Raw genomic sequence first — 626 nt, forward strand, 5'->3', positions numbered from 1 at the left:
CCGGGCGGGACGGCGGATCCATAACCGGGTTATGGGTCCCGGCCGCCGCAGACGTGTCGATGCCGGCTGGGTCAGGGGCCATGCCCGGCGCCGGCACTGGCTGCGGCGCCGACACGGCGGGTGCGAGCGACTCCTCGTACGCGGCGACCTGCTCGGCCGCCGGCAGAGCGGTGAAGGCCCGAGCGGCCTTGATACCGAGCTCGCCCGCAGCCACCTTCTGCTGCAGCTCCGGAACGAGTTCGAGCAGCGCGATCCGCTGCGACACGAAAGCCTGGGTCTTACCGATGCCCTTGGCCACCTTCGACTGGGACATCCCGCGTCCGGCCGGCGGCTTGTCGGTGAGTACGCGCAGTGCCTCGGCCTCCTGGATCGGGCTGAGCCCGACGCGCAGAAGGTTCTCGGCGACCGCGAACACCAGCGGGTCCTCGGCGGCGTCGTCGTTCACGAACGCCGGGACCTCGGTGAGGCCGGCCTGCCGGGCGGCCTCGAGCCTGCGGTGGCCCGCGACGACCACGTACTGCCGGCCCGCGACAGCCTCGGCGTGCTGAGGGTGGTGCTTGAGGAATGCGGCGGAGCTGCAGACGGTCAGCGGAGTGATGACCCCGACGCCGCCGATGCTGGTGACA

The 626-nt window shown here is 71.9% G+C and carries 1 protein-coding gene; it reads right to left on the bottom strand.

Going from position 1 to position 626, the window contains the following annotated elements; genetic code table 11:
• Positions 1 to 626, bottom strand: a 626-nt coding sequence (locus KSNIM_RS38945) for a ParB/RepB/Spo0J family partition protein (protein WP_263108382.1), incomplete at both ends; no start/stop codon positions are given.

The organism is Kitasatospora sp. DSM 101779 (assembly GCF_025655475.1).
GTDB lineage: Bacteria > Actinomycetota > Actinomycetes > Streptomycetales > Streptomycetaceae > Kitasatospora.